This is a genomic window from Variovorax sp. dw_954, assembly GCF_018449755.1.
Taxonomy (GTDB): Bacteria; Pseudomonadota; Gammaproteobacteria; order Burkholderiales; family Burkholderiaceae_C; genus Variovorax.
The window spans coordinates 150,093-170,028 of the sequence record NZ_JAAVVD010000011.1 but is presented as its reverse complement, the minus strand read 5'-3'; the positions used below and the strand labels follow the sequence as shown (position 1 = coordinate 170,028).

Below are 19,936 nucleotides of genomic sequence, written 5' to 3'. Positions count from 1 at the left end.
GGCCACCACCGCCACGCCAAGCAGGATGCTTGCAGTGCTCAATTCGTAGCTCCTTCGGTTAGTTGCGAACGGACCTCGGCGCGGATGGCCTTCGGTGCCGCCTTGGCGATGCGGGTGGCCTTGTCGGCGCGCATCGCCATCACGCGGCGCCGCACGGCTGCCATGTCGATGGTCATGGGTGAGTGGGGGTTTTTGCGGTTCCACTCGCGCACTTGTTCGCGCACCGCTTGCTGCGCCAGTGAGTCCTTGTCGTACACGGCTTGGGCCATGTCCGCAGCGAAGTCCTGCTTGGCCATGCGATTTTGCGCCACATAGTTCTGCGCCGTCGAGGTTGCCTCCTGGACCTTCGCCACGTCGGCCGGCTGGAACCCGATCGCCTTCACCAGACCGTCGGAGAACGACGTGTCCATGACCTTGCGCCCCTTGGCATCGCGGTACTGGCCGTCGATCATCATTTCCAGACCCTTGCGCAGGTTCTCGGCAGCCTTGGGGGCCATCATGGTCGCGCCCTGCACCACCTTGCCCTCGGCCGCGAGGCCGGCGCCCTGGTAGACGCGCTGCGCCAGATCCGCGGCCGGGCCGGCGAACTCGGCCACGTCCTTCGAGTGGTCCTCCTTCTTCACCAGCAGGCCGGTACCGGGGAGCAGGTTGCCCATGCCCATGCGGCCGGCCACGTCGATCGGCATGCCGGGGATGCCCGACACGCCGCGCTCGATGAACTCGCCCGCGCCGGCGCCAAGCGTGTCGATGAAGAACTGGCGGCGAACCTGCTTCGTCGAGAAGTTGTAACCCAGCCGCTGCATGATCCCGTCGATCAGGTCTTCGGCATCCGACATGAAGGGGATGCCACCGGCGCCACCCAGCAGGAAGAGCATGGCCAGTGCGAAGAGCGCGGCCTTCTTGCCCTCGGGCCCGCCTTGGGTCGCCATGCGGTGCAGGAGCTCGAGGTAGCTGATGCTGTACTGCTTGAAGGTGAACACGATGCCGCCGACGGCGCCGCGTGCCCACTGCGGTTTGTTGCCCTTGTTGTAGACGAACTGCGTGTCAGCGATGGCCGTCTCGGCGAACTTCGCCGGGTTGGCGATGCCCTGCTCCACCGCCGTGCGGTAGGCGGCGATGAACGTCACGCGCCGGTTGAACTGCTCGGCCAGCGCGAAGGGCTTGCCCCACAGCAGGCCCAGCTTCGAGCCCGCGTTCTGCACGCCGGTCTTGATGTCGCCGAATCGCGTGCCGTCGCTCGCCTTGAGAGCGCCCTGCCCGCGGGCCTGCGCCATCAGCTGGTGCACTTCCTGCGGCGCCACGATGCCCTCGGCCTCGGCGTGCTTGAGCGCGGCGTCCAGCTTCGCATCGCCGGTGGAGTGCTTGAGCACGTCGCGCACGGCGTCCTTCATGCGCTGGGCCGACTTCGCGATGCCGCCGTACTGCGACAGGTAGGGCATCGTCACGGCGAACGGCTGGGTCATGTTGACCATCGCCGATGCCAGCGAGCCGCCCAGGTAGTGCGTGAACAGCATGCCGCGGATCTTCTGCGCCTCTTCCTGCGGGTTGCGCACGTAGTCGGCGAGCTTCACGGCCATGTCTTTCAGCTGGCCCGAGTCCTTGGGGATGTCGTTGGTGGCCTGCGTGATTTCGCCCTGGTGCAGGTTCTGCGAGGTCATTCGGCCGTTGCTGTATACGAACCCGGCCAGCACGCGCCCAGCGTCCTCGCTGTACCCGTCGATGCCCTTGCGCTCAATCAGGCGCTTCATGGCCGAACGGTTCGACTTGGCCAGCTTGAGGTACTGCTGGAACATCTGGTGCTGGATGTCGTCGCCGTCGGCCTCGAGGCCCACCATTTCGCCGAAGAGCTCGAGCGTTTCGGGCGTGATGCCGTTGAAGAGCTTGTAGCTCTGCTCGCTGTTCGTGCCCTGCGTGATGGTCGCGCCGGGGTAGTTGGCCATCATCTTCCGGGCCCACTTGCCGCGCTCGAGCCGGCCTTCGTACATGCCGAAGAACACGCGATTGCCGTCGGCGTCTACCACGTCGAGGGTGTACTGGCCATAGCGCGACAGCGGCGCATAGCCCCGGTCGATCAGGCCCTGGATCTTGTCGCCCTTCTCCACCATCTTGTTGGCGGTGTCGATCAGCACGTCGCGGCGGTCGGGGAAGTCCTCGGCCAGGTCCAGCAGGGCATCGCGCAGGATGATTGCCGCGTCCGATGCCGTCGGGGCGTCCATCACCATGTCGCGCAGGTTGGCCGTGTCCTTGCCGCCGAAGCGCAGCATTTCGCTGATGCCGAGGCGGTTCAGGCTCTTGTCAGTGGCCGCGCGGAACTCGCGGTAGAGCTCGATGTGCGTCGGCGTCGAGCCGAACGTGTCGCGCAATTCCTTGTCGGTGAACACCACGCCCGGCTTCAAGAACTCTTCCTCGAAGCGGTTGCGCACGGCGCCCTCGTACACGTCGAGCTTCGAGCCCTGCCACGCGCGCAGCTGCTCGGGCGTGACCAGCCGCTTGCGCAGCAGCATCGACGCCTTCTCTTCGGTGGACAGCTTGGCGTAGCGCGCCTCGAGGTCCGCCATCTTGAAGAGCCGGCCATCCTGGTCGCGGCCCCAAATCAGCGTGCCCTCGAAAACCGGCCGGCTCAGGCCCTTGGTTTCCTCTGCCGACAGTGCCGACTTCTTCAAGTCGCGCAGGGAGTCGAGCTTCGGGAGGATCCGCGGCGCCAGGTCTGCGGCTTCGTTGGCGTAGTAGCTCACGTCTTGCAGGAAGGTCTGCACCGCGTCATAGACCCGCTTGAACTGCGGCGAGCGCTGGGCGAGGTCGTGCATGGTGCCGACCGTCTTGTGCCACCACGACACCACGCCAGGCGAGTTGAAGAGGTCCGCCACCATGTCCTGAGCCTTCTGGCGGAACTGGCGGGGATCGTTCACGGCCTGCGCCGTGGCGCTGCGACTGAACATCGTATCGGCGCTTGCATTCACGCTGGCGGCTCGGCCGCGCTCGACGAAGCCGCGCGCCGGCAGCAGGAAGTCGCGCACGATTTCCGCATCCGAGAGCGACAGGTTCTTGAAGGCCGCGACGTTCTCGCGCAGCCAGGTCCGCACCGCGGCAATGGCGCGTTGCACGAAGCCAATCTCCGGGCGGGCCTGCGCCATTTCGGCCAGCACTTCCTCGGCTGCCGCGCGGCGCTCGCCGGGCTTGGTCATGTCCAGCCCGTACTCACGAGCCTTCGCTGCAACGTCGCCTTGGCGCACGGCTGCCAGCTGGTCGAGGATCGGCGCCAGGCTGTCGCCGAACACGCCGCGCAGCCCGAAGTGGCCGAGTGCTTCATGGAAGAGCACGCGCGCCACGTGTTCGTCGGAGCGCATTTCGTCGGCCAGGATATAGACCGTGCCCTTGTAGTAGAAGCCCTCGGGGTTGCCGGAGGCGCCCTGCGCGCTCTGGCCGGCATCGTGCACGCGCACCGCTTCCGGCACTTGCGGGTCGGCCAGGCTCGACACCACGACCACGGGCGGGGAATTGGCCCACTTCGACGTGATGGCGTCCACCGCCCGCTTCACGTCCGCGATGGGCATGCCGCCAGCAGCAGCATCGGCGCGGCTGAAAACCACGTCCGCGGTGTTCGCGACCGGGTTGCCGGTCTGCGCCTGATTCAACTCGGCCTCCGCATCGGCGGCAGCCGCGGCGCTCTTCTTGTCGCCCTTGCCAGACAGGCGCGCGAGCACGGCCTTGTGCTTCGCGCGGGCCGCGTCGAGCTTGCCCTGATCCGGCCATTCGCCGGTTTCGGCGGTCGCGTCGAGGTCGGCCTTCTCCTTCTTCGCGCGCTCGAGGTAGCGCTTGTCGTGGCTCTGGTCGCTGGTGAGGCTGTCCAGCAGGTTCTCGACGGCCCCAATCACCGAGTCGGCGGCTTTGAGAGATTCCTTCACATAGCGGGACGTGTCGGCAACCACCTGGCCGTCCTTGGAAACCGTGATTTCCAGCATCCGATCGCCAGCGCGGTCCAGCGAACCCTCCACGGCCACGTCGAAGCCGCCGATGGTGCCCAGCTGCTTCGTCGTCTCGTCGGCCAGCGCGTCGACCACCCCTTGGCGGATGGCGCTCGCGAGGCGCGTGCGGCGGCGGTATTCCTGGCCGTTGACCTCCCACAGGATCGGCGCCGTGTCGCCCCGCAGGTCGCTGAACGCTTCGGCCATCGCGGCGCGGGCGGTGTACGTCTCGCCATTGATGTCCACCTTGATCGGCGCGGCGCGCATCACCGGCTCGCCCTTGTCGTCCTTCTCGCCAGTCGGCACCTTGCGCTCATCCACTTCGCGGAGGTACGCCTGCGGCTCGCGCCAGTCGGTGAACTCCTTGCCGTCGATGGTCGCCTTGAAGTCGTCCAGACGTGCCGCGGCTTCGCGTTCGTAGGCTTCCGCCTGGTCGGCCAGCGGCGCGCGCTCGGCGATGCGCTTCGGCAGGGCTTCCAGCGTCTCCGCGTTGCGGCGGCGTCGGTTGACCATTTCATTGCGGTTGGCGTCGAAGGAGCGCTTGCGCTGCTCGAGCTTCTTCACGTCGGCGCGCAGCTGGATCTCGTGCAGCAGGTCGATGTTGCCGGTCGCCGCGGCCTGCATTTCGCCGGCCGACAGTTCCAGATCCTCGAAGGCGTTGTCGATTTCCCGGCCCACCTGACGGGTGCGCAGCTGGTTAATCATTTTCAGCTTCGTCTCTTGGACCTGCCACATCCGCATGTCCAGCGTGTCCTTGGTCACGTAGGCCAGAATTTCAACCTCGAAGCCGGGGATCTGCGTCATCAGCACGTTGCCTTGGCGGATGATGCGTCCCTCGCGCTGCTCCACGTCTGACGGGCGCCACGGCACATCAAGGTGGTGCAGCGCGACAAGGCGCTCCTGCACGTTGGTACCGGCGCCCATCTTGGCAGTCGAGCCCAGCACCACCCGGATGTCGCCCGCGTTGACCTTGCGGAACAGCGCCGCCTTCTGGTCGTCGGTGTTGTAGTCGTGGATGAAGGCGATCTCGTGCTCCGGGATGCCCTTCTCGATCAGCGCCTGGCGCAGGTCGTCGTAGACGCTGAACCCGCGCTCTGCGGCCTTCACCGCGTCGAACCAGTCAGGGCCCTTCGCGTCGATTTCCTCCTGCGCCGCGGCGGCGTCCTCGAGGATGGCCATGGCTGCCTCGTTGCCCAGCGCGGCCGATGCGTTCACATCCTCGGTCGCGGCGGCAACGCGCTCCTTGAGGGCGGCGTACTCCTTGAGCTCGGCCTTGGCGTGCTTGATCGGCGTGCCGAGGTCGGAGAAAACCAGCTGGGTGCCCTTGACGTTGGCGAACTGCTTGTAACGCGTCAGGATCTGCTCGCTTGCGCGGTCGATGCGCCCGCCAGGCTCGCGCTCGGTGCGGTCGAGGTCCACCAGCCGGATGTCCATGGCAGCCTTGCGGCCGTCGCCCATGATGACCAGCACGTTGTCCTCGCCCTTCTTCGGCGGGCCCTTGCGCTGCTCGACGGCCAGCGCGCGCGCGGCGAGCGCGGTCATGTAATCCTCTTGCGCCGGCGTTTTGTCGAGGCTGACCGGCGTGCGGCGGTCGCCCTTGAGCTTCGGCAGGGGGAACTCAGCGCCGTCGTTCTCTTCGCGGTACGCGGCCTTGATATCGTCCATCGTCACCGTGTCGCACACTTGGTCGAACATCTTGAGCAGTTCGGGGGTGTTGACGAAGTTCGACATGCGGCTGCTGGCCTTGAAGCCGTCGCCGCTGGGCTTCTGCATCCAGACCTGCTCGACGCTGGCGAAGGTGTTGGCCCACGCATCGAACGACTCGAAGCCGAGCTCTTCCATCTGCTGCGGCATGAGGTACCGCATCATGTGGTACATCTCGGCCAGCGAGTTGGACACCGGCGTGCCGGTCGCCCCGACCACGCCCTGGCCGCGGCCGTTCTTCGCGAAAATCTGGTTGATCTTCACCAGCATGTCGTAGGCGCGCTGGCTGCCCTCGCTGTCGCCCAGGCCCTGCACGTTCTGCATCTTCGTGCTGAACATCAGGTTCTTGAACATATGGAACTCGTCGACGAACAACTGGTCGACGCCGATCTGCTCGAAGTCCAGCAGGTCGTCCATGGGCTTGTCGCGCAGGCTCTTGATGCGGTTCTCCAGCCGCTCCTTCATGGCCTCGAGTTGCTTGACCGTGCGCTTTTTGGCCGGCTTGTCGCCGTCGTCGGCCTCCACCTGTTTGATGGTGGCCATGATCTTCTTGATTTCGCGCTTGTTGAACTCGGCCTCAAATTCCGGGGCCGGCTTGATGAAGCCGAAGGACGAGTGCGCGATGACCACGGCATCCCAATCGCCGGTGGCGATCTTGGCCAAGAACTTGCGGCGGTTGGCCCGCTCGAAGTCCTTCTTCGTGGCCGTCAGGATGTTGGCGCCGGGGTACAGGCGGTAGAAGTCAGCGGCCCATTGCTTCACCAGATGGTTCGGCACCGCGACCATGGGCTTGCTGGCCAGGCCGGTGCGCTTGAGCTCCATCGCGCTGGCCACCACGGTGAAGGTCTTGCCGGCGCCGACCACGTGGTCGTAGAGCGCAGTGCGGTCCTGCACCGTGCGGGCGATGGCGTTGCGCTGGTGGCGGCGGAACTTGATAACGTCATCCGGCACCTTGCCGGGGAAGGTCATCATGGAGCCGTCGTACTGGCGGGTGACGTAGTTGTTGTTGGTGTCGTTGTAGGCGCGCACCAGCTTCTCCGCGCGGTCGCCGTCGGTGAACAACCAGTCGTTGAAAGCCTCCTTGATTTCCGATGCCTTGAGGTTGGCGCGCTCGGTCGCGTCAACGTCGGTGTGGGTCTTTCCGTCGCGGTCGCGGTACGTGACCTTGATGGCGCGGTTGTTGAGCAGCGCGGTCAGCATCGAGCCGCCGTCCACTTCGGGCGTGCCCCAGGTGGCGTTGTAGGCGACGTTGTTGCCGGGGTTGATCGCGATTTGGAAGCTGCTGTTGAGCTTCGTATACATCACGTGCGCCTTGGTGCCCTCGCCGAACAGGCGGATGGCGAAGTCGCGATAGACCTCGGTGGGTACCCACGGCGAGCCGATGCGCGCGGTGATCTGGCTGGCGCCCACGTCCTCGGGCTGCACTTCCTCGAGCGCGCGCGCGTTGGCGCTCATGCCGGCCTCGCGGGCCTGCGCCAGCTTGGCGCGCACGTTGCCCGACAGGTAGGCATCGCGCAGCACGTACTCGTCGGTGGCGGGGTCGCGGAACAGTGCCGGCTTGTCGCCGCTGGCGAGCTCGCGCAGCACTTCGTCGGCATCGCGGCCGAGCAGCTTGCCGATGTAGGCCGCGTCCAGCTTGCCGCGTTCGGCCATCGACACGGCCAGCGCGTCGGCCGGCGTCTCCACCTTCTGCACCGCGGTGCGGGCAGCCACCACGCGGCGCTCGAAAATCGGCGCCTTCTTCGCGGTCGACTTCGTGGGCTTGATGCCCTGGCGCTTCGCCGCGGCCGGGCCAATGCCTGGCACGTAGCCGTGCTCGAGCGAGGCGAGCAGCGGGAAGTCGGGATCGTCCTCGAAGACGCGCAGCGTGCTCGGGTCGTTGATGAGCCCGTGTTCCTTGCGGTAGGCGTCGTACTGCTGGTTCAGGGTGGCGCGCAGCTGGCCCATGCCCTTGTCGTCGTCGGCCATTTCCGCCGCGATCAGGCCGCGCAGCGTCGAGCGCATGCCGGCCAGCGCCTTGATGCGGGCGAAACCGGACTCGCCCAGCTTCGTCTTCTCGGTCCACTGCGTCTCCGGCGTCACTTCGGTGGCGCGGGCTTCGCCGCCCAAGTCGGGCAGGCGCTGCATCAGCTTGTCGCCGTCGATCAGGTAGCCGCCTTCGCTCACGGTCGGGTTCTTGAGCGCGACGATTGCGGCCTTGGTCTGGTTGGCCGTGCCGGTGTCGGCGATGGACTGGTAGACGCCCTCCGGCAGCTTGGCCACCGCCTCCTTGAGGATGGCGAGCGTGTCCTGGCCGTCGCGCGCCACGAGTGCGGGCTGGTCGGGCCCGTACATCGTGCCGAAGCCACCGAAGTCGCCCAGCATCATGTCGGGGTTGTCGATGAAATACTGGTTGAGCGCGACGACCTTCCCGTTCTTGTCGGTGTAGCGGCCGATGTCGAGCCAGCGCTTCGCGTCGGCCTTGGCTGCCTTGCCGCCGAACTCGGCGTCGGGGCGCTTCTGCAAGAAGATGATGTCGGTCGTGACCTCGGTGTTCGCGTTCTTGGCGAAGGCGCTGTTGGGCAGGCGGATCGCGCCCAGGAACACCGTGCGGTCGCTGATGTACTTGCGCGCCGAGTCGGTCTTGGCGTCGAGGAAGGAGTTGGTGACGACCTGCGCTAGCACGCCACCCTCGCGCAGCATGTCGACGGCCTTGGCGAAGAAGTAGTTGTGCAGGCTCAGGCCAGACAGGTGCTTGCGCCCGCTCTGGTCGGTCTGCGTGTCGCTGGCGAATGGCGGGTTGCCCACGGCCGCGTCGAAGTAGGCGTCGTTGCCCTTGAACTGCGTGAAGTCCTCGCGCACCACGATCTGCTGCGGGTACAAGTGCTTGGCGATGGCTGCCGAGAACGGCTCGCGCTCGATCGCGGTGAAGCGACCGGCGCTGCGCATGTCGGCAGGCATCAGGCCGAGGAAGTTGCCGACACCGGCGCCGGCCTCGAGCGTCTTTCCGCCCGTGAAGCCGAAGCGGCGCAGCGCGGCATAGATCCCGTCCACGATGATGGGGCGGCTGGTGTAGTGCGCGTAGCGGGTCGAACGGCGCGCGTCTTCCAGATCCTGCTCGGACAGCAGGCTCACGAGCTCGCGGTGCTCCTTCTGCCAATCGGCATTGTTCGCGTCGAATGCCTGCGGCAAGCCGCCCCAGCCGACGTACTGCGCGAGTACGCGCTGCTCTTCGGGAGTGGCCAGGCGCCCGGATGCCTCGAGCTTGGCCAGCAGGCGGATGGCGGCGACGTTGTTCTTGAACTTGGTCTTCTGGCCACCCTCGCCCAGGCCGAGGTCGTCTTCGATGGTGAAGTCGGGGGCCTTGATCTGCGGCGCCGCGATCGGGGGCGCGTTCGGGGCCTCGTTGGGCCCGCCTTCGGGGTTCAGTCCTCCGGTGGCATTCCCAGCGTCGACAGCCCCTGCATCAGTTCCTTGTGCGCCAGATACCCCTGGCTTGGGCGCTTTCTTGCGGGTGGCGCGGGTTCCTCCGGTGGAAACAGGTACGTCTCGCGGACCTGCTCCCATGCCTCCTGCCAGGTCGCTCCCTGCGTCGTCAGGACGCGAATCGCTGCCGCCGTCGCGTCGGCCGCTTCCGTCAGCGCCTTGTCCAGCGTCCCCGCTTTCAGCAGGCGCGCGTACATCTTCGGAAGGTGCTCCTTCCAGTGCTCGCGGGCCTGAGCTATCCAGTTCGCGTGTTGCATTTCCATCTTTCGGTGCTCCAGTATGGTCGGCTTGCGCCGGGGGATCAATGGCCTCGGCCTGCATCGCGACCATGCCGCCCACGTCGCCCATGTCGGCGTCGGTGCGGGTCTGGATGCTGCTGTTGCCGAAGCTGCCAACCTTCTTCCACGTGTCAGGCGCGGTCTTCTGCCAGTACAGGCCACTCGACTCGGGGAACTCGCTGGGGCGCATGCGGGTGCCCACCGGCAGGGCTGCCATCTGCGCGGTGCCCTCCTTCGCCATGCGGTCGCTCATCGCCTGCATGGCCTTGTTCGTAGCGGCGCCCTCGATGCCCTTCATCTTGGCTTGGGCCTCCACCAGCTTCTTCGTCAGCGCGTCGATGACGGGTTGCGGCGCCTGGCGGTCCATGGCTGCCCGGCGCTCGCGCACGGCCGCGTTGTAGGCGTCTCGAGATTCCTCCCATGGGGTCTGCGCCGGCGCAGCTGCGGCCAACTCTTCCGCGGTCATGAACTCGGGCTTGAGCTCGCCCTTGGCGATCGTCATGCCCTCGCGCGTGGGGACCATGTTCACCGTCTCGCTGATGCGCACGCCGTCCTTCGTGTAGAAGCGCACGCCGCGGCTGTCCTCGCGGATCATCTGGCCGTCAGCACGCCGGCCGACCACCTTGCCGTTCGGCAGGTCCGCAGGGTTCGGCGCAGCAGCTGGCGCCGGGGCGGCTGCCTTGGCCTTCTTGGTCTTCACGCCGCGCTTGGCGTCCACCATCTTGACGACCTGCTCCAGCGATTTACCGTAGATGTCATCCATGGGGATGCCGAGCTCGCGGGCGTAGGTGCGCGCATGGAGCATGCTGTCGTACCAGTTGTCGGGCGGGCTGTAGGGCTCGTCGTCCTGCTCGTCGGCGGTGTCGACCGCTTCCTCTTCGGGCAGGAGCTTGCGCAGTTCGTCCCGGCGACGGTCGATGCTGTCCATGCGGGAAAGCAAGGCGGCGCGCTCGGGGCTGTCGTAGCCTGGCACGACCAGCTGCTGCGCGTGCAGGTCGCGGTGCAGGTCGCTCAGGCGGTCGAGCTCCGCGTTGATTTCGGCCTCGCCCTCGGGCTTGTAGTCCTGATCGAAGTCGGCCTTCGGCGCGGCGGCGGGGGCGGCGGCGGCGGGCGCCAGCTGCACAGGGCCCGCGGCGAGCTCGCGCGCCGACGGCTGCGTGCTGTGCGTGCGGATGCGGTTGTCCTGCGGATCGTCGATCCACTGGCCATCCTTCTTCACGACAGCCTGCACTTCGACCGACCAGCGCGATTCGTTGCCGGCCGGCGTGTAGCTGATGACGCGATCGTGGCCGCTGTAGCTCTTCACGATGGCGCCGGGCTGGTAGTAGGCGGCGCGGGCCTCTTCGGCTTCGCGGACCTCACGGGCAGCCTTCGATTCCTTCTTGACCTTCGGAGCCGGCGCGGGCGCTGCGGCCGGCGCTGCTGCTGGTGCTTCCTCGCCAGTCCAGCCGGCGCGGTAGAGCGCCTGAATGGCGGCTTGGCGCTCGGGCTTCATGTGATTCCACAGGATGCGGTTCGGGGTGATGGCGCCCGGAACGCGATCGAAGCCGGCTGCCTCGAATGCCTTCGTGCGGCCGGCGCCGGTCAATTCCTTGTCCCACCACTGGCGCCAGCCCTTCGGGGGCTCGGCCGGCGCATCGGTGCCCTTCGGGGCCGGGTCCGTGGGCGGGGTCTTCGATGCGATCAGGTCGAGCACGGCCTGCTCGGCAGCCTGGTCGTCCAGATCCATGTAGTACGGGTCGTCGACCACGTGGCTGACTTCCTGCGAGGTCAGGCCGGCAGCCGCCGCCTTGTCGAACACCGACGGGTCGAGGCGGTCGTACTTGTTGGCCAGCGCCATCGCGGGGTGGTCGATGGCGTTGTTGGCCATGAAGAAGCCGTAGGCGAAGCCCTCGGGCGTCACGCTGCGCGCGTTCTTCGTGGCCTGGCTCTTGCCGCCGTACTGGCTGTGCATCTTCGAGCCCTCGGTGGGCTCCACCGGCGCCACCGGCAGGTCGGCATTGAAGCGGCCCCACAGCAGGGTCTTCTTCGTGTACGGGTCGCCGATGTGGTTCGGGTCGAACGACAGGCGCCACGGGGGCAGCCCGCCGAGCTTTTCAATGCGGCCCACCGGGTTTTCGATCGCCCACACCGACGGCTTGAAGTGCTCGATGGTGGCGAGGGTCTGGTGCACCAGCTTGACCGATGCGACCGTGCGGCCGTCGGCGTCCTTGGCGGCGAAGTGCCGCGCGCCCGACGATGCGAAGTCGGTGCAGGGGCATGCGCCCAGGATGGCGTAGATGTCCTGGCCCTCGAAGTCGCCGAACCAGTCGCCGAAGAACCCGGTGGAGAAGTTGTGAACGTCGCCCACTTCGGGGTCGTCCTGAATGTCGAAGCGGAACACCTGGTAGCCGGCCTCTTCCCACGGCTGCGACCACTTGCCGGTCAGGTCGAACAGGGACAGCACGATCTTGTCGGCGTTAGCGCGGGTCTGGCCCTGCGCCGCCGCGTGGGCCTTCCACTCTTCGATCTTGGCCTTGGCCTCGGCCAGCGTCATCCAGCCGTGGTCCTTGTGGTAGACCTTGGCCTTGTCAGCCAGGCGCACGATTTCGTTCTTTGCCGGCGCGTCGAACAGGTGTTGAATCTGCTCGTCGCCCTGCATCGCCTCCTGCGCTTCGTTGAACTCGTTCGCGATCTGCGCCAGTTCGCGGTCGTCGACACCGACGTGCGCGTGCTCGGGCGCGGTGCTGGTGGAGGCTGGCTTCGCGGGCTCGGCCGCGGGCGCCTTGGTGTCGCCGTTCTTGAGCCAGTCCTTGAACTGGTCCATGGGCATGGCCGTGACCTTGCCGACCTTCCAGCCCTTGTCGAAGTTCTTCTTGTAGGCGCGCACGGCGCCCGACTCGTCCGCGAAGCCCAGCATGACCTTGTGTTCGTCGAAGTCGCCGGTGCGCTGGTCGATCTGGTCGACGATGTAGGCGTGCGTGGCGTCGAGCTTCTTGCCCACGTACACGTCGACGTGATCGCCGTCGGCGCCCTCGGTGCGCTTCACGTAGCCGTAGTGATCGCTCATCGCGTGCGACCACTCGGTACCGCTCTCGCTCTTGCCGCTGCGGGTCGATCCGCGCGGGTTCTCGATCGTGATGGGTAGGCCCTGGTACTCGACGTGGCCCTTCTTGTAGTTGCCGGCCTCTTTCTGCGCCTGCGTGGGCTCGGGCAGGTCGTTCTGCGGGCTGGTCGCGGCCTCGTGCGCCTGCGCATCGAGCTCGGCGGCGGGCGCGGGTGCCGGGGCCGGCGCTGCGCTCGGACGGCCGAACGGGTTGCCCGCGCCGCTGCTGGGCTGCTCGTCGTCCTCGGGGTTGTTGTCGGCGTCGTAGCCGGTGTCGCCGCCGTCGTCGGGCCCGCCCCACGCCGACATTTCATCGTAGGCGCTCCGTTCGTCGGTCAGTTCGGCCGGTGCTTCGGCGGCAGCCGCGTCATCACTTCGTCCAGATGCTGCTTCGCCGCGGCCTGCTCCCTCAGTTGCTGCGCCAGCTTGCGAGGCAGGCGCAGGGTTCGGGGCTTGTGCTGGCTGGGGGGCTTGCTCACTGGTGGCTCCTTGGGTGGTGGTTGCGCCGGCGACAAGCGCCTTCAGGCGCTCGCGCAACTCCTTGCGCTTGGGGTCCGCGGTCGGCAGGCGCCCCATTTCGTCGAGGATTTCCTTCGCCTGGCTCGCGTGCTCTGCGCTCGACGGGCTCCACAGCCTCGCCTTCGATTCCGAGTCGTTGAAACGCACGGTGCCGGCGTTGACCAACCCGCCATCGGCGCCGACGTAGAAGGTCAGCGGGTCGCCGTCCCCAACGCGCGTTTCGAGCGTGAGCGCGCCACCGGCTGCGCTGGACTCGCCCACGCGGTAGCGCCGGCCCTCATCGCCGCCCGCGCGGTAGCCGTTCGGCAGATCCGCGCCGGGTATGGCCGCAGGTGGTGCAGCTGGTGCAGCTGCGGCAGCCTTGCGCGCGACGAAACCGCCCTTGACGGGCACCACTTCGTAGCCGGGGCCGGCCTTCTTCGCTGCGTTCTTCGCCGGCAGCTGGATCGTGAACGGCAGGCCCTTCGCGTTGGTCAGGTCGCCGTCGATGATTCCGGCGTCGGCGCGGGCCTTGGCCAGCTTGCGCTCGTCGCGCAGCTTCTCGGCAGCCGGGTATTCCGGGTCGTCCTTGGTGGCCAAGCGGAAGCCGCCCTCCGTCGGTACCGGCAGGCCGGTGACGTTCGCGCCGTTGACCTTCTGCTGCTTGCGGTACTCGTCGGCCGCTTCGTAGGTGGGATGCGGGGCGCCTACATTGCCTTGGCCAGGTTGACCAGCTTCGTCAGCGCCGACGGCCGGCCCTTGTCCCAGCACGCCCGGCGCCATGCCGCCAGCCATTCCGGGTTCCGCAGCTGGGGCAGCAGCGCCTTGTAGCTCCGCTCCACTCGCACCGGCCACTGGCTGGCCGACTTCATCACTCGCCGCTTGATCGCTCGCACCTTCATTGATTGCTCCGGTTGGGTTGACAGATTGCGCCGCGCGCTCGAGCGCGCTGGTCGGCTTGGGTTCCACGTCGGTGACTTGGCCGGCAGCCAGCGCGACATTCGCCGCACGCGACAGCGGGCCGCGCTCTGCGATCTGGCCTTGGCGGGCAGCCAGCGCATCACGATCGCCTTGGCGGTCGTCCGCGGTCTGCGCGGTGCCGTCGGGACCGACGGTGATGGTTGGCGCCGGCAGTGCAAACGTCGGGCCATTGGCCGGGGGCACTGCCGTATCGCTGGGGTCGTTCGCCGCCTGCTTGACGGGCTTGTGGCCACCGCCGAGCACGTTGGCGCCGCCGCCCATGGCCGCACCGCTCAGCAGGCCCAGCACCGCAGCCTGGTCGACTCCTTCGTCGAGCGGCTTGCCGAGCGCCATGTTCTGTAGAACCTGCTCGCTGATGGACTGCGGCAGTTCCTCGAGGATGCCTTCGGAGGCGGCGCCCTCGAGCACGCGGCGCACGATGCCTTTGGCCGCGGCCGGGTTCTGCACCGCGCCGACCAGCATGTTGTCCACGTCGTGGATGCCCAGCGCCTTCGCGACCTTGTTGCCCAGCGCGCCGAAAGCGGTGGTCGCGACACCCGTGGTCAGTGCCGCGCCGACCTGGCCAGCGCTCAGCGTGCCGTCGGCAGTCTCTTGGCGGATCTGCTCGGCCGCACTGCCGCCGCCCACCACGCCCTCGCCGATGCCCGCCGCCAGCGCGCCGCCGACCTTCGGGGCCACGGCCATGACGCCACGACCAACCACGCCACCGGCAGCCATGCTCGGCAGCGACTCGACAACGCTGTGCGCGATGACGGACGGGTTCTGCAATGCGGCGACGAACTTGCCGCCGAAGCCTTGCGCGTCATTAACGTTCTTGAAAGCCTGCTTCTGCTGGTCCGAATACATATCGTCCAACATCGCCTTCGCTTCCTTCGGACGGAAGCCCACGGCCTCGGCAGCCTTGCCGGCGTAGCCGCCCGTGGCGAGGTCAGCCAGGCCGACGGCAGCCTCGGGCACGCTGATGGCGCCCTTCAACGCGCTGATGCCCACGTCGCCCGCGGTGCGCAGGAGGGTGCGCGGCTCAGCTGGGGGCGCCACCTTCTGCGCGCCGATGGCCTTCGCGATGGCCTCCGGCGTCATGTCCTTGTAGTAGACCTCGTGCAGGACGTTGACCACCTGGTCGTCGTCGAGGGTTTCCCATTCGGGGTTCTGCGCGCGGAGTTCTTTGATGTTCATGTGCGAAGGTGCTGGGGGTTGATCGGTCAGGACGCGCGCGCGCCGGATGCGGCGGCGAGCTCTTTGGACTTGCGCTGCTCGCGGAGCTTTTCGCTCTGGAGGAATGCGGCTTGCGCGGCGTTGAAGCGCTGCTCTTCGGTCTTGGCCTTGGCCGTGTCGGTCCGGCCCTTCCACTCGCGCACGTCGGCGCTCAGATCCAAGCGAGTGCCGCGATTCATTTCGGCGACCTGCTTCCGGTAGAGCGATTCCATTGGGTCGGCGGCAGCCAGCGCGGCCGAAGTGCGCTCGGCATAGGCTTTGTTCTCGGCGGTCTTGTTGGTGCCCTTCTCGGCCGACGGCCCGCCGTTGTAGCCAGCCATCGCCTTGTCCCATGAGCCGGTGCGCTCGAAGGACTCTTTCAGGTGGTAGGCCATGGCCAGCGCCTGCTCGTTCGGGTCTTTGCTGTACGCATCGACGCCGTACTTCTTGAGGAACAGGTTGCGCGATGCGTCGGTGAACTGGTAGACGCCCTTGGCACCCGCGGGGGACACCTGATCGCCGTTGCTGCGCTCGCCGATCGTGCGAATGATCCGCATGACCTCGGTGGGCACGCCAGTCTTGCGCGATGCCTCCTGCTCAGCGCCCTCCCACACCGGATCCTTGTAGCTGTTCGGGGTGGTGCCGCGGCCGGCGCCGCCGCCCTCGCCCTTCTGCTTGCGCAGGCCCGCGGGGTCGGCCGTGGTTTCGTCCTTGAGGTACGGGGCCAGGTGCTGGCCGACCTTCGCATTGACGATGGCCTGGCGTTGCAGCAGCGCCTTCGCGTTCGGGCTGTTCGCGTCCCACGTGCCGTCAGCCTGCGCCTTCACGATGGCGGCATTGATGGTCTTCGACTCGTCGCGCAGCGATTCCACGGCCATCTTCACGCCGGGCGGGATCTTGGCCGCGCGCTGGGCTTCCTGTAGCGCGAACTCCGACGTAGCAATCTGCGAGTCGGCAAGGCCGTTCTGGCGATCGGCCGCGCCCTTTTGCAGGGCCATGTTCTGCGAGAAGTGGCTTTCGCTCTGGTCGAACAGGCGGTCGGTGTTCTTCTGCTGGCGGTCGCGCTCGTTCTGCTGGTCAAGGTGCGCCATGCGCGCTGCCGGGTCGATGGTCTTGTCGAGCATCCACGCGGCTTTGACCATCCCGTCCTGGTCGTTGGTGAACGGTTGCAGGCCGGGGATCGGCGCCACGTTGCCATCCTTGTCGACGGTTGCGTACTGCACGGTCTTGCCGTCGGGGCTGACGATCGCCTGCACGTTCATGCCCTTCATCGGGCCGGCGTCGGAACTGGTGGCCAGCTTCGCGAGCCCTTCGTGCCCGCCGCGCATCGCCGCGCCGAGGTCGCGCTTCCAGCGCATGTCGGCCAGCTGGAGCTTCTGCGTTTCAGCTTGGCGGTCGGCGCTTTCGACGGCCATGGCCTTCTCGACGTTGCCGTGCGCGCGGTAGGTGTTGGCCAGGCGCGCGCTCACGGCCTCGGGGGCGTTGGCCGTGGCGACAGCCGCATCCGCGGCAGCCTGGTCGGCGTATGCCTTGCCGGCAACCGAATAGCCGCCCTGTTGCAGGCCAGCGTTCGGCAGTGCGGCGTTTTCCTCGAGGCCCACGTCGCGGTTGTCCATTTCGGGCGGCTTGACGTAGCCATTCGCGCCCTGCTCGGCGGCGATCGGCCGCGCGGCGGTCTTGAGGTCAGCTTGCAGGGCGTCGTCTTCGGCGTCCTTCTTGCGCTGGCGGGCGCGCTGTTCCTTCTTCCATTCGCGGTCTTCGTCGGCCTCGTTGGTGTCGCGCACGTAGTTCGTGCCCTTCATCCAGCCATTGACCCCCGCTTGAAGTGCGTCACCCCATCCCATATCAGACCTCGGTTTCGTGTTGCAGCCAGGCCATCGAGCGATTCACTTCGCTGCGGATGTCGGCCATGCGTTGAATGAAAACGGCGTGCTCGGCCGGGTGGTTCGCCTTCATGTAGGCGGCGCGGCCTTCGTCCCACCACGCGGTGCAACCGATGCACTCGGGCGCCCGGCGCGTGCCAGCGGCGTAGTACGGCGCCACCGGCAGCCCGTTCGCCTCGAGGTAGGACTGCACGCGCTCGGCGTTCCAGTCCTGCAACGGGTAGTGAAATTCCATGCCGTCGGCCACGTCGCCATCGCGCAGGGGCGGCGTTGCGTACTCGTCGTCGCGCTGGCCGCGGATCAGCAGCGTGATGCCGTCCTGGCGCATGCGCGCGTGCATCGGGTTCATCAGCGCACGGGCGCAGCAGTCGTAGCGGCCTTGCAGGCGCAACTCGCGGCCCGACACCAGCTGCCCCAGCCCCGTGTTGTCGGCGGGCAGCAGGTCGGTCGGCAGGCCGAACACTTCGCGCACCGCGGCAACGTCGGTCGTGATGCGCACGATCGGCACATCCTTGCCCACCGCGTCGACCACGGCGCGCGTCTCCGGGAACTGGTCGCCGGTGTCAAGGTGGTAGACCGTCATGCGGTGCCAGTGCGGGCGCAGGAGGTACAGCGCGGCCGTGGAATCGCGCCCGCCGCTGAACTGGAAGCCCACGCGGCCCTCGTGCGCATTGAGCATGCGCATGATTCCCTCGAGCGCCGTGAAGCGCCAGATGGTCGGCACCACGTCGGCCATGAGCCGGTCGGCCAGGTCGTTGTCGCCGATGAGCTCGCGCATGCGGTCGACCGTGACGGGCGGTGCGATGGCGGTGTCCAGCTGGAAGCCAGCCGTGCGGGCCATGGCTTCGACGACCTCGGGGAAGTGGGCATGCGCGCCCAGCTGCTGCTCGAGCTCGGCGTTGTCGCCGGCCATGCGCGCCATGTCGTTGATGAAGAGCACGCCGCCCGGCTTGAGGACGCGGTGCGCCTCGCGCAGCACGCGGGGCCAATCGCCCGACTGGCAGATCGCATACGAGAACACCACCACATCGGCCGATGCGTCAGGCACGGGCATGTCGTGGAAGTCGGCGCGCAGCCGGCCGAACTGCGGCGGGCAGTGCTCGAGTTGCGCTTCGCTGGCGTTCACCAGCAGGAAGTCCAGATCGGGGCGGGCCTGTTGCATGAGCATGGCCATTTCGCCCACACCGCAACCGGCGTCCAGCACCATCGCGCCCTCGGGCGGGTTCAGCACGGCCAGCAGCACGGCGACGTGCTCGCGCTCATCGGCACCGAAGAGCGCCCCATTGAAGACGCGCACGCCCATGTCGAGCACGGTCTTGGTTGCGTCTTCCACTGCCTCGAGGTCCATCAAGTTCATGCGTCAGATCGCCACGGCGGCGATGGTTGCGACGGCGCCGACGGCAGCCGCGGTGTTGGAAGACTTGCGTGCAGCTGCGGCATCAGCCGAGCCTTGCACTGCGCCGAAGTTCGATGCAGCGCCCGACATGCCCGCCTGCGCGCCTTGGTAGGCGGCGTTGATGTTCTGGTTGCCAGACTGGCCGGCAGCGATCACTGCGCCCTGCGATGCGTTCGCAGCTGCGCCGGCTTGCAGGCCGAGTGCGGCCGTGGTGCCCTGGCTGGATGCGATGTTTCGGCCGAGGTTGGCCGCGTCCATCTTTCGGCCGTAGCCGATCGTCTCGACGGCCTTGGACGCCGCGTTGGCAGCGCCGGCCTTGAGCTTCGCGGCGCCGAGGTCCATGGAGCCCTGCAAGTCGACCGTGCGCCCGCTGGCCGGGTTGACGCCCGCGCGCTCCATTTCGCGCACCGTGGCGGCGCGCTGGGCTGCCAGCTTCGTCTCCACGTCGGCCGATGCCGCGGCAGACTCGGCGGCGCGGCGCTCGGGGGTGTCGTACTCTTGAGCATCCTTGACAAGGCTCTGCTCGAGTGGCTGGTACGTGTTCTTGTAGTCGTCGTTCGCTTGCTGCGAGAGCTCCATCTGCTGACGCATTTGCGCCAGCTGGGCATTCGAGACTTCGGAGCCGATGCGCATGGCCTCGGCACGGTCGGGTGCCTCTTCGGCGTAGATTTGCTTCGCCCAATCCAGCTGTTCCTTGCCCAGCTGGATCTGCTGCATCGCGGTGAAGTTCTGCGCCGCGGAACTGCCGCCGCCGCCGCCGCCCATGGGGGTCAGGCGCATGCCGGCGCTGTGCCGGCGTTCAAAGGAAAGGATCATGGGATGGCCTTCGTGTGCCGCGTGGGCACGTCAGCGAACGAGTCGCCGTCGGAGGTCTTCTTGACCCTGGTTGCGGTTGCCGTGTAGCCGAGGTAGCGCGCCATGCGCTGCGCGCCGTTGTCGAGGCGGGAGTGGAACTGCGCGTCACGCGCGCCGATCGCGAACATGCAGCGCTCGGCGTACTGCCACAGCCGCACGGCCAGCATGCCGCCGCGGTGCTCGGGCAGCACGTAGAAGATGTCGTCGAGCACTTGCCAGCGCTGGGTATCGAGGTCGAGCCCGAACCACAGCCACAGGCTCGCCACGATGTCGCCGGCTTGGCCGCGCGCCGTGAAGATGACATGCTCGCCGATGCGCTGGGACTCCATGAGGCTGTCCCAATCGGTGAGGTCGTTGCGCTGGCCGGGGTTCGTCTCGGCCAGGTAGCGCATGCGATGCCCGCGCAGCGCGTCGTAGGCACTCACCAGCCGCTCGGATTGCAGCGTGTAGGCGCCATAGGCTCCGGCCGGCCAGAGATCGCGCAGCAGAGGGCCCGACGGCGACACTTCGCGGGCGATGGTCGCAGCGAGAGGCAGCGTTAAGACGCTGCCAACGTGCTTGGCCAAAACCAACGACATGAGATTCATGCCGAGGATTTGGCCCAACGGGCGGTCGGAATTAAAGGGGGGTCG

The 19,936-nt window shown here is 67.3% G+C and carries 5 protein-coding genes; all 5 read right to left on the bottom strand.

Features of this window, described 5'->3' with window-relative positions; all coding sequences use genetic code 11:
- Positions 1 to 38: 38 nt before the first annotated feature.
- The 5 genes from HB681_RS18640 to HB681_RS18620 are packed head-to-tail and all read right to left on the bottom strand — an operon-like array spanning position 39 to position 19,882.
- On the bottom strand, positions 39 to 15,152 hold the full coding sequence (locus tag HB681_RS18640; RefSeq protein WP_213956356.1) for a PLxRFG domain-containing protein: 15,114 nt from the start codon (positions 15,150 to 15,152) through the stop codon (positions 39 to 41).
- A 26-nt stretch (positions 15,153 to 15,178) separates the two neighbouring features.
- Complete coding sequence (locus tag HB681_RS18635; protein WP_213956355.1) at positions 15,179 to 16,972, bottom strand: transglycosylase SLT domain-containing protein; 1,794 nt, start codon at positions 16,970 to 16,972, stop codon at positions 15,179 to 15,181.
- A gap of 43 nt (positions 16,973 to 17,015) precedes the next feature.
- On the bottom strand, positions 17,016 to 18,410 hold the full coding sequence (locus tag HB681_RS18630; RefSeq protein ID WP_213956354.1) for a methyltransferase domain-containing protein: 1,395 nt from the start codon (positions 18,408 to 18,410) through the stop codon (positions 17,016 to 17,018).
- Between the two features lie 3 nt (positions 18,411 to 18,413).
- Entirely contained in the window at positions 18,414 to 19,265 is an 852-nt protein-coding gene (locus HB681_RS18625) for a hypothetical protein (protein ID WP_213956353.1), read from the bottom strand.
- Positions 19,262 to 19,882, bottom strand: coding sequence for a hypothetical protein (locus HB681_RS18620; RefSeq protein WP_213956352.1), 621 nt, complete (start codon positions 19,880 to 19,882; stop codon positions 19,262 to 19,264). The genes HB681_RS18625 and HB681_RS18620 overlap by 4 nt, the downstream gene beginning before the upstream one ends.
- Positions 19,883 to 19,936: the final 54 nt, after the last annotated feature.

Bases quoted from the DNA above. Each gene is read 5' to 3' on its own strand.
- HB681_RS18640 (WP_213956356.1), bottom strand. From the start codon at position 15,152: ATGAACATCAAAGAACTCCGCGCGCAGAACCCCGAATGGGAAACCCTC.
- HB681_RS18635 (WP_213956355.1), bottom strand. From the start codon at position 16,972: ATGAAGGGCACGAACTACGTGCGCGACACCAACGAGGCCGACGAAGAC.
- HB681_RS18630 (WP_213956354.1), bottom strand. From the start codon at position 18,410: ATGAACTTGATGGACCTCGAGGCAGTGGAAGACGCAACCAAGACCGTG.
- HB681_RS18625 (WP_213956353.1), bottom strand. From the start codon at position 19,265: ATGATCCTTTCCTTTGAACGCCGGCACAGCGCCGGCATGCGCCTGACC.
- HB681_RS18620 (WP_213956352.1), bottom strand. From the start codon at position 19,882: ATGTCGTTGGTTTTGGCCAAGCACGTTGGCAGCGTCTTAACGCTGCCT.